Annotated in this window: 8 protein-coding genes; all 8 read left to right on the forward strand. The window is 63.3% G+C overall.

The annotated features are described in order from the left end of the window. The first annotated feature begins 21 nt into the window (after positions 1–21). Genes PZA18_RS17290 through PZA18_RS17325 form a run of 8 tightly spaced genes read left to right on the forward strand, consistent with a single transcriptional unit; the run spans position 22 to position 9,714 of the window. Complete coding sequence (locus PZA18_RS17290; protein WP_284102126.1) at positions 22–1,020, forward strand: aromatic ring-hydroxylating oxygenase subunit alpha; 999 nt, start codon at positions 22–24, stop codon at positions 1,018–1,020. Continuing rightward, positions 1,004–1,666, forward strand: coding sequence for a hypothetical protein (locus tag PZA18_RS17295; RefSeq protein WP_284102127.1), 663 nt, complete (start codon positions 1,004–1,006; stop codon positions 1,664–1,666). Before PZA18_RS17290 ends, PZA18_RS17295 begins: the two co-directional genes overlap by 17 nt. Then, positions 1,663–2,391 (forward strand): hypothetical protein, encoded by a 729-nt coding sequence (locus PZA18_RS17300; protein WP_284102128.1) that lies wholly within the window; start codon positions 1,663–1,665, stop codon positions 2,389–2,391. The genes PZA18_RS17295 and PZA18_RS17300 overlap by 4 nt, the downstream gene beginning before the upstream one ends. Then, positions 2,339–3,928 carry a GH3 family domain-containing protein gene (locus PZA18_RS17305; RefSeq protein WP_284102129.1) on the forward strand — a complete coding sequence of 530 codons (1,590 nt, stop codon included), beginning with the start codon at positions 2,339–2,341 and terminating at the stop codon, positions 3,926–3,928. The genes PZA18_RS17300 and PZA18_RS17305 overlap by 53 nt, the downstream gene beginning before the upstream one ends. Beyond that, complete coding sequence (locus PZA18_RS17310; protein ID WP_284102130.1) at positions 3,925–5,031, forward strand: hypothetical protein; 1,107 nt, start codon at positions 3,925–3,927, stop codon at positions 5,029–5,031. The genes PZA18_RS17305 and PZA18_RS17310 overlap by 4 nt, the downstream gene beginning before the upstream one ends. A gap of 46 nt (positions 5,032–5,077) precedes the next feature. After that, a complete protein-coding gene (locus tag PZA18_RS17315) occupies positions 5,078–7,783 on the forward strand; it encodes an FG-GAP-like repeat-containing protein (protein ID WP_284102131.1) in 2,706 nt (901 codons plus the stop codon). A gap of 9 nt (positions 7,784–7,792) precedes the next feature. After that, on the forward strand, positions 7,793–8,773 hold the full coding sequence (locus PZA18_RS17320) for a hypothetical protein (protein ID WP_284102132.1): 981 nt from the start codon (positions 7,793–7,795) through the stop codon (positions 8,771–8,773). Continuing rightward, positions 8,761–9,714 carry a fatty acid desaturase gene (locus tag PZA18_RS17325; RefSeq protein WP_284102133.1) on the forward strand — a complete coding sequence of 318 codons (954 nt, stop codon included), beginning with the start codon at positions 8,761–8,763 and terminating at the stop codon, positions 9,712–9,714. Before PZA18_RS17320 ends, PZA18_RS17325 begins: the two co-directional genes overlap by 13 nt. Positions 9,715–9,914 lie beyond the last annotated feature (200 nt).

Here is a 9,914-nt window from a genome sequence, read left to right on the forward strand (position 1 = left end):
CCACTCTGAACCAGACCACCCATGCCTACAACCTGGTACCTCGTTTGCCCCAGTCGCCAACTTTCTGCCAATCAGCCTCTGCCGTTTCGAGTCGAGGGCGAGCGTTGGGTAGCGTTTCGGGATGAGCAGGGACAGGCGCGGATGGTGGAGGACCGTTGCGCACATCGGTTTGCTCCGTTGTCTGCCGGCAAGGTGGTGGGTGGCCAGATCGAGTGTCCGTATCACGGCTGGCGGTATCGGGGTGATGGCGAGCTGGCCTGTGTGCCCGCGCTGGGGCCGCAGACGCCACCGGCCTGCCGGGTTACGTCAATGCGGGTGCTGGAGCAACAAGGCTTTGTCTGGGCGACGCCCGAGCTGAGCAGCGCAGGAGCGCCGCCCTGGTTCCGTCATTACGGCGAGGCTGGCTGGACCAGCTTTGTCATGCACTCGACGTTTCAGGCCAGCGTGGAAGCCTGCCTCGAAAATTTTCTCGACTGCCCGCATGCAACGTTTGTGCATCGCTACTGGTTCCGGGCGCCGACGGCGCAGCCTGTGCGCTGTGTGGTACGCAGTCTGGCCGATGGTGCTGAGGCCGAATATTTCGAAGAGCCCCGCAAGCAAAGCGCTGTATGGACCCTGTTGGCCCCGGCCAAGGGCGAGATGCGGCATATCGACCGTTTCATTGCCCCTGCTACCAGCCAGGTTGAATACCACTTTCCGAATGGCCTGAGTTACCTGATTACTTCGCACTGCACGCCGCTAGATGCCGATGAAACGGCGGTGACAACCGTCATCAGCTTCCGTTTTGCACGTCTTGGCCCGCTGGTGCGCTTGTTTTTTCAGCCGCTGGCACGGCATATTCTGCAGCAGGACATCACCATGCTGGCGCAGGTGGCCCAAACCGGCCGCCCACGCCAGCCGGCCCTGACCACGGAAGCCGATCTGCTCGGCCCCGCAATCTGGCGCTGGCGAGCAGCCTTGCGGGAGGGGCGGCCGACACCGCCAGCCGGAGAGGAAAAGCAAGTTGTCATTTACCTTTGACTCGATCCACACCGTGCCTGCCAACCGGTTTCCAGCGCAGCGCGCCACTGCCGTGGCACTTGTTCTGCTGGCGCTGGCGGCTGGGGGCTTCGCCTGGATGCAGAACCGGGCCGGCTATACCGGTGGAGAAATCGCGCTGCCCAAGTTGCTTTGGTTGTTTTCGGCCTTGTGGTGCTGGGTGGTACAACCGCCGTTACTGTGGGCGGATGCACGCAGCCAGGCTCCATTCCGGCGTCTGCTGGCGTGCTTCATGTTATGGATGCTGGCGCGGGCTGTGGTCGAGCTGTGGATGATGTACGTCACCCATAGCTGGCGCCCTTTGTACGGCATCCTGCATAACACCGGCTCGATGACATTGCTGATCGGCGGTGCCTGCGTGTTGCGCCCGGCGGATGGCGAGCTGGCCTTGCAGCGTCGGCACCTGCTGGCGCTGGGCTTGCTGTTCGTGCCGGAAATCGGCTTTGCGCACTATATGCAGACGCATTTCCAGACACAGGGGGCGAATCCTCTGTACTTTGTACCAGACGATGAGCGCTATCAGGACGTTCTGCGGGCCACTTGGGTTTCCGTCCTGTTGTGCTGGGCTTATCAATATCGCTTTTTGTCTGTGTGGTTGCGCCACCCAAACCGGAAGACAGCGCCATGACTACCCTCCAGGTCAATCGCCGGCTGGTGCAGGATCTCGGTCCTGCAACGATTGATGAGTACTACGCCCTGTATGCAGCCTGCTACGACGCCACCTCGCCGGCCCTGTTTGCCAAAGATCTGCTTGCCAAAGACTGGGTGATTGAGCTGCGCGAAGCGGAGCGCCTGGCCGGATTCTCGACACTGGCACACTTTGGTTTTACCTACGGCGGACGCCGGCTGCGCGTCGTGTTCTCGGGCGATACGGTAATAGACCCCGTCTTTTGGGGCAGCCAGGCACTGACGACCGGATTTTCCGAGCTGACCGGGGCGCTGGCAGCACGCTATGCCGATGAAGAACTCTGGTGGCTGCTGATCTCCAAAGGCTACCGCACCTATCGGTATCTGCCCCTGTTTGCCCGCGAATACTATCCCCACCCCACACAGCCGATACCGGATGCCCAGGCGCAGCTGATGCACGCGCTGGGCCGATATCGTTTTGGCGATGACTACAGCCCGGAGCGGGGTGTGGTGGCGTTTCCACAATCACAAGGCCAGCTCAATCACACGCTGGCCGACATCCGGCCCGATCTGCTGAACCGCCCGGAAGTCGCCTACTTTCTGCAACGGAACCCCGGCTACCGGCAGGGGCACGAGCTGCTCTGCCTGACCCGGCTCTGTCCGGACAATCTGCGTGGCGCCGTTGCCAGGGCCTTTGCGCGAGGGCTGCGGCATGGCCTGGGCTGAGTTGGCGCAATTACTGTCGGGCCGGCGCGAGCGCTTTGTTGCGGGCCTGAACGATTGCGCGGCGCGTCAGCACAGTCAGCTGCAAGCCTTGCTGGCCGCGAATGCGGATAGTGAATTTGGCCGTTTGCACGGTTTCGCCACCATTCGCGACGCCGAGGAATATCGGCGCAACGTGCCCTTGCAGGATTGGCCGATGGTGGCGCCGTGGGTAAGCCGGATCGCAAACGGCGAGCAGGGGGTGCTGACCGGCGAGCCGGTCGTTGCGTTTGAACTGACCGGGGGAACCCGTAGCGGGCGCAAGCCGATACCGCAGACACCGGGCCTGCTTGCCGCGTTTCAGGCAGCGTTGCTGCCTTGGTTTGATGACTGGCTCAGCCATTGGCCGGGCATTGGTGCCGGACCGATGTGGTGGTCGATCACGCCTGCCGGGCGTCCGCAAACCTTGCTGGAAACCCGGTTACCGCTCGGGCTGCCAGGAGGGGATGCGGCCTATTTCGGCGCCGGGTTTGCCCAGCATCTGCCGGCGCTGCTGGCTGTGCCACCACCGGTGGCTGCCCTCGACGATCTTGGCCTGTGGCGGCGAGTGACGCTGGCCTATCTGCTGGCTCGGGCAGATCTGAGCCTGATCTCGGTCTGGAGCCCCACGCTGCTGCTGACGCTGCTCGATAGCCTGCAGACTGAGGCGGACGCCATCCTGCGCCTGTATGACGACTGGCCGCCCGCATTGCCCTTGCCGGCGATCACGCCCGCCCGGCGCGCGGCACTACCCGGCTTGATGGCTGCAGGTCCGGCCGCGCTCTGGCCGCAGCTGGCGCTGGTCAGCAGCTGGGATCGCGCCGGCTCGGCGAGCTATGCCGCCGAGCTGAAACAGCGCTGGCCAGGGATGCCGTTGCAGGGCAAGGGCCTGCTGGCAACTGAAGGCGTGGTGACGCTGCCCTTGTCCGGCTTTACGGCACCTGTGCTGGCGCTTGATAGCGGGTTTTACGAATTTCTCGATCAGGCCGGCCAGAGCTGGCTGGCCCACGAACTTGCGCCCGGTGCCTGCTACGAAGTGGTGATGAGCACCGCTGGCGGCCTTTACCGCTACCGCATGGGTGATCAGGTGCGGGTGGCGGGCTTTGCCGGCACGACACCGCTGCTGGATTTTGTCGGCCGCGCAGGGGGAGTCAGTGATCTGTGCGGGGAAAAGCTTTGTGAATCACAGGTCGAGGCCGTGCTGGGGCAATGCTGTGAAGGATTTGCCATGCTGCTGGCCGATGCCACGGCCCGTTGCTACCGGCTGGCCCTGCCGGTCGAACGGGGCGAGCAGGCTGCACGCTGGGCCGAGGCCGTCGATGCCGCGCTGGGCGCCAATCCGCAGTACCAATATGCCCGTCAGCTCGGCCAGCTCGGGTCGGTGCAGCCCTGGTTGTTGCGACAGCCTTTGCAGCTTCTGCAGCAGGCCAGTCTGGCGGCGGGTAAACGGTTGGGCGATCTGAAACCCCCGGCGCTGGCAGGCGCAGCGATGCAGCAGATACTGGCAGAGGCGGCAGCATGAGCCGCTATGCGTTTGCCTTGGCTGATCTGGCTGATGATGCCGCGCTCAGGGAGCGCATGGCGGCAGACTGGATGCGGGGCACGCTGTCAGTGAGTTTTCGGCGCGAGCCATCCTATTTTGCCGGCTGTGCCTTGCAAGGCGAGCGGGCGCAGGTCATCAAATGTGTCGATACTACGGATGGCCGGCTGGTTGGCATGGGCTGCCGGTCGCTGGGCAGGGTGTGGCTCAATGGCCAGCAAGTGCGCGTCGGCTATCTGTCTGATCTGCGCGGCGCGCCCGAGGTGCGGCGCGGTACCTTGCTGGCGCGTGGCTATCGACTGCTGCAGCAACTGCACGAGGCCGACCCGCTTCCCCTGTATTACACGATGATTCTTGATGGCAACGAGGCGGCGCTGTCGGCGCTGACCGGGTCGCGGGCCGGCTTGCCGACCTACAGCGATCTGGGCCGGATGCTGACACCGGCGTTGCATCTGGATCTGCCGCGCCGTCGCCGGCGGTTGCCGGCATTGCGTTGCCGACGTGCCGGCGAGGCCGATCTGGGCCGGCTGACGGCCTTTCTGCAACAACGCCATGCCAGCCGTCAGTTCGCGCCGGTATGGGACGTTGAACGTCTGATGGCACCTGGCGCCGGCCGCTTGCGCCTGGGGGATTTCTGGCTGGCCGAGCGCGGCGACGATCTGGTGGCGACCCTCGCCGCCTGGGATCAGCACGCGGTACGCCAAACCCATATCGAAGCCTATTCCCCCGGCCTGGCGCTGCTGCGTCCGTTCTGGAATCTGCTGGCCACGGTCAGCCCGCTCAAGCCGCTGCCGGCAGTTGGCGCCAGAGTGCCGTATCTGTATTTCTCGGCCCTGGCGGCGGCCGATGATGACCCCGATCTGCTGCGCGCCCTGTTCGAGCAGGTCTATCAGTCGCTACGACAGGGGCCCTGGCATTACGCGATAGCCGGCCTGCATGAGCGAGATCCGCTGGCTGTCGTATTGGCAGACTTTCGCCAGATCAAGGCTGCCGGGCGCTTGTTTGCGGTTCATTACGCGGACGGCGCCGACGCCTTTGCGGCGCTCGATGGTCGTGTGCCCTATGTCGATATGGGAACGATATGAAACACCAGGGGCGGCGGCCAGACCCAATCAGAAAAGCGACTCTGCCATGACCAAGCTGACGATTCCGCCTAAAACCGATCCGCGCTGGCCTTTTTTTGGCATCCTCACCAGCTATGTCGTGCTCGGGCTGACGGTGCTGGGTTTCAACCGCAGTGTTGGCTATGTGGTGATGACGGTCGCGGCCACCGTCGGGCTGGATCTGCTGCTGCATAAGTTGTTGCGCCCGAATGATCCGCCATTGTTTCCGCTGTCGGCGGCGATTAGCGGCATGGGCTTGTCCATCCTCGTCAATTATGCGCATGGCAGCTGGCTGCCCCTCATACCGATCTTCTTTACGGTCGCCTCGAAATATCTGTTTACGTTCAATGGCCGGCATCTTTATAACCCTACCTTATTTGGTATCACGGCCGCCCTCTACCTCGGTCAGGGCATGATCTCGGCCTCGCCCGCCTATCAGTGGGGCGGCTCGATGGCGATGGTGGCCTATGTGGTCACAGCGGCGCTGGCGCTGTTTGTCTTTCGCATCGGTCGTAGCTGGCTGATTGGCGGGTTCATCGGCTTTTATATGCTGGAGCTGGCAATCCGCGCCTATATCACCCGGCATCATGTGCCTCCGGAAACCCTGTTTCTGGGGGCGCTGACGTCGCCGGCTTTTTATCTGTTCAGCTTTTTCATGATCACCGACCCGGCCACCTCGCCATCGAGCCGGCGTGGCCAGCTGCTGATGGCCGGCAGCATCGTGCTGATCGACCTGCTGCTGCATCTCAAGCTCAGTCTGTCCACGCTGTTCTGGGCCGGGTTCTACTGGTTTACCGCGCGGGGCCTGTGGCTGCATGGCCAGGCACTATGGCGGGAACGCGGCAAGTGGCTGGGCCGCCTGCGGGGCTGGTGGCCACGACCGTTGATTCTGGGCGGGGGCACGGCGGTGATTACCTCGCTGGCCTGGGGCGGGCTTGGCGGACACGATGCGGTGCAGGCCGATTTCAAGCTGGTGGTCCAGCCGGTTGCCCACACCGGTTTGATCGGCCGCAAGAGCGATGTCCTGCAGCAGCTTGATCCGCGCATCGCACCACTGGCGAAGTGGGTGCTGTCAGTGGGCGATGCGGTTGCCGTGGCCGATGTGAATAACGATGGTCTGCCCGATGTTTTCCTGACATATCCGCTGAAACAGGCGGAAGACCGGGCGGCGCTTTATCTGAACAAAGGGGATTTCCGCTTCGAGCGGGTGGCCTTGCCCCTGCTGGACGACCACGTGCGCCACCCGGCGCAGTACGGCCTGCCATCCGGCGCCTTGTGGCTGGATCTCGACAACGATGGCGATCAGGATCTATTGCTCCTCACCGGCTACGGCAAATTGCGCCTGCTGCTTAATCAGCTGACCGAAAGCGGCCAGCTTGGCTTCAAGGACGGCACTACCCAGTGGGGGCTGGACGAATACGGGGTAACGCTGGCCGCCAACGCCATCGACTGGGACCGTGATGGCCGGCTTGATATCGTCACCGGCAGCCCGTTCAGCCCATGGTTGCCGGGTTACGCCAAGCCAACGCCGCTGACGCCATTCAAGCTGCCACAGCCCGAATACCCCGGCGACCGGCGCATGTTCAATTTCATGCATCGCACCTGGCACGACGCCAATAACGGTGGCGGTATCAGCTTCTTGCACAACCGTGATGGTCGCCTGCAAAAGCTCGACGCTGCCGCGCTCGGGGTGGCCGACAAGCGCTGGACCCTGGCCATCGGCACGGGCGATTTCAACAACGATGGCTGGCCCGATCTCTATCTGGCCAACGATTTCGGGCCGGATCAGCTGCTGCTCAACCGTCGGGACGGCCATTGGCAGCCGATACGCGGGGCGCTGGTGGGCACGGTCGGGCACGACACCTACAAAGGCATGAACGCTTCGGTGGTGGATTTCGACAACAACGGCTGGCTGGATGTCTACGTGTCGAATGTGCATGAGCGGCTGCAGGCAGAGGGCAGCCTGCTGTGGATGAACCGGGGGCAGGATGTCGGCACGCCCGCCCAGTTTGAAGATCAGGCCAGCCAGCGCAATGCCCTGAATGAGCGGGGTTTCGGCTGGGGTGCCGCCACCGGCGATCTCGATCGTGATGGCCGCATCGACATCCTGCAAACCAATGGCATGGTTGATAACGCCTATGAACCCAAGCCGACTGCCTGTGTCGATTACTGGTACTGGAACGAAAAAATTGCCCTGACGCATCCTGATGTGCATGGCCATGCTGACCGCTGGGCCGATCTGCGCGGCCGCTGTATCTTTCCGGCGGAAGCGCGGCGGCTGTATCTGAACCAGGGCCGCTATTTTGTCGATGTCGCGCCGCAGGTTGGCTGGGCCGATAAAGGCAATAGCCGCGCCATTGCGCTTGCAGACTTTGATAATGATGGCGATCTGGACGTGCTGGTGACCCACCAGTTTGCCCCGGTCAGCCTGTTTCGCAACGACAGCACGGCCAAGCACTGGCTGGGGCTGGATCTGCGTGGCAACGGCAAATCCTGCAACCGCGATGCCCTTGGTACACGGGTCTGGCTGAGTCAGGGGGATGACCGGCAATGGCGGGAACAGGTGGCCGCCAATGGCTTTTCGTCGCAGAACGAACACCGCCTGCTGTTTGGTCTGGGCGGGCATAACCAGCCGGTGACGCTGAAAATCGACTGGTGTGGCCAGGGCAAGACCGAGCAGCGCACGCTCGCACCGGACCAGTACCATGTGCTGCAGCAGGTGGCGGGGGCTTGAGGGGTAGCGATGGCGTATTTCAAATCTCCCCGTCTTTACATCGCGGCGCCGCACGATGAAGTCTGGCTGGCCGAGCAGGCCCAGGCGCATGTGGCGGCACTGGCTGGTCAGCTGCCTGATGCGGCGGCGCTGCGTGAATTCAGCCAGCGGCACGGCGTTGAGCTGGCCACGATGATGTTGTACCAAGCCATTCTGGCGGCGCAGCCGCATGCCGGATTCTGGCAGCGATTGCAGGCCTTGCCCGCCACGGCGCAGCAGCCTGCCGGCCAGCCGACCCTGGCGGTTGTTCCCGCCATGCTGCATGCCGAGCACCCGGAAGTCGGCGGCGATGGCGCGCTGCCGATCAGCATTGCCCGGCGTTGTGGCTGGCAGGCGCTGGTCGTGCCCAACCAGAGCCGGGGTTCCGCCTCGACCAATGCCCGGCTGCTGGCCGACTGGCTGCGTGATGAAGCGCCCGACAATACCTGGCTGCTGACCATGAGCCAGGGCGGAGTCGCCCTGCGCTGGGCGCTGGAACGGCACGGCGCCGACTGGTCGCCGCACAAGGTAAGGGGATGGCTGAATGTCTGCAGTACCGTCAACGGAACTTCGCTGGCACGCCAGATGCTGGGCAGCGCCCGCCAGCGCACCATTACCCGCCTGTTGCTGGCATTGACCGGCATGGACGCGGACGCCATCCGCGAGCTGCATCCCGACCATTTCAGCCAGGCCGTGCAGACGCCCCCGCACTGGCAGGTCATCAACGTGGTGGGGCTGACCTTGCCCGCCCATCTGCAGAAAACCAGCCTGATCAGCCGCTATCAGCTGCTGACCGCCTATGGCCCTAACGACGGCATGGTGTGCTTTCACGAATCGCTGGCGCCGGGGCTGATTGTGCCGGTATGGGCAACCGATCATTTCTTCCGCAACCCGGCTGTGGCGGCGCTTTTGTATCGCTTGCTGGCCTTGCTGGGACGCACGGGCCTGGAGGGGTCGTCATGGAAACCGTGAATTCGGGGCGCCCAGGGAGTTTTTCACGCCGCCGGCAGCCACCCGTCATTGCCGAGCGGCTCAATCTGCTGCTGATCTCGGCCGTTGCAGTGCTGACACTGGGTCTGCTCTGGCTGGGTAGTCATCTGCCGCTGGGCGGAACCCTGCTGTGCGGGTTGTTGATGGCATTTGTGCTGCTGACCAACTATGCCTTGATGCACGAAGCGGCGCATCGCGTGCTGCATGGACAGCGCTGGCTCAACGACCTGCTGGGCAGCTTTGCCGGCATGCTGTTTCCGATGTCCTTCACCCTGCTGCGCTTTGGCCATGCCGTACATCACTGCTGCAATCGCACCGACCACGAGATGTTCGATTATTACTATCCCCATGACCGGCTCTGGCTGAAGTACGGCCAATGGTATGGCTTGATCAGCGGCCTGTACTATCCGCTGGTGCCACTGGGCTCGATCCTGCTGGCCGTGGCCCCCGCGCTGCTGCGTAGCGGACCGTTCCGGCGGGCCCGCACCACGGCGGTGCTGTTTGATGACTTTGGCGCGCCGCAGATTCGCCGGGTGCGCATCGAAGTGGTCGCCACGGCAGTGTTCTGGTGGGCCATGTTTGCGTGGCTGGATCTGCAATGGCAGTCCGTATTGCTGATGTACGCCTGTTTCGGCTTCAACTGGGCGACCCGCCAGTATGTGACGCATGCCTTCAGCCGGCGCGATGTGATGTCCGGGGCCTGGAATATGCGGGTCAGCCGACCGATGGGCTGGATTTTGCTCAACGGCCAGTGGGATCTGGTCCACCACCAGCAGCCCTGGCTGCCCTGGACTGAGTTGGCCAAGGCCGGCCAGAACTCCGAGCCGCCCGTCAGTTACTGGCGCCATTACTTCCGCCAGTGGCTGGGGCCGCGCCCCAACACCGAGCCAGCTCCGCAGCCCCTCCCCAGAATGCCGGATTGAGCAGTAAGAATTGGAGAAGAGAGGGCTGAATACAATGGCTTACGACTTCGTGGTTGGCACAACCTTTAAGGATCATGCCAGGCTCTGTTGACATTTTATTTCCGGATCGCGTTTCGTGGGGTTTTGGGCGGATGCAAGGCGAAAAGCGCGCCGCGTAGTGGGCTAAGCAAGCGTTTTTTTAAGCGGCAGCAGGCCCAAAC

Origin of the sequence: Parachitinimonas caeni (genome assembly GCF_030129945.1) — a bacterium.
Taxonomy (GTDB): Bacteria; Pseudomonadota; Gammaproteobacteria; order Burkholderiales; family Chitinimonadaceae; genus Parachitinimonas; species Parachitinimonas caeni.

What these genes read in the sequence shown, in the direction of transcription:
- PZA18_RS17320 (WP_284102132.1), top strand. Translation starts at nt 7,793, where the DNA reads ATGGCGTATTTCAAATCTCCCCGTCTTTACATCGCGGCGCCGCACGAT.
- PZA18_RS17290 (WP_284102126.1), top strand. Translation starts at nt 22, where the DNA reads ATGCCTACAACCTGGTACCTCGTTTGCCCCAGTCGCCAACTTTCTGCC.
- PZA18_RS17315 (WP_284102131.1), top strand. Translation starts at nt 5,078, where the DNA reads ATGACCAAGCTGACGATTCCGCCTAAAACCGATCCGCGCTGGCCTTTT.
- PZA18_RS17300 (WP_284102128.1), top strand. Translation starts at nt 1,663, where the DNA reads ATGACTACCCTCCAGGTCAATCGCCGGCTGGTGCAGGATCTCGGTCCT.
- PZA18_RS17310 (WP_284102130.1), top strand. Translation starts at nt 3,925, where the DNA reads ATGAGCCGCTATGCGTTTGCCTTGGCTGATCTGGCTGATGATGCCGCG.
- PZA18_RS17325 (WP_284102133.1), top strand. Translation starts at nt 8,761, where the DNA reads ATGGAAACCGTGAATTCGGGGCGCCCAGGGAGTTTTTCACGCCGCCGG.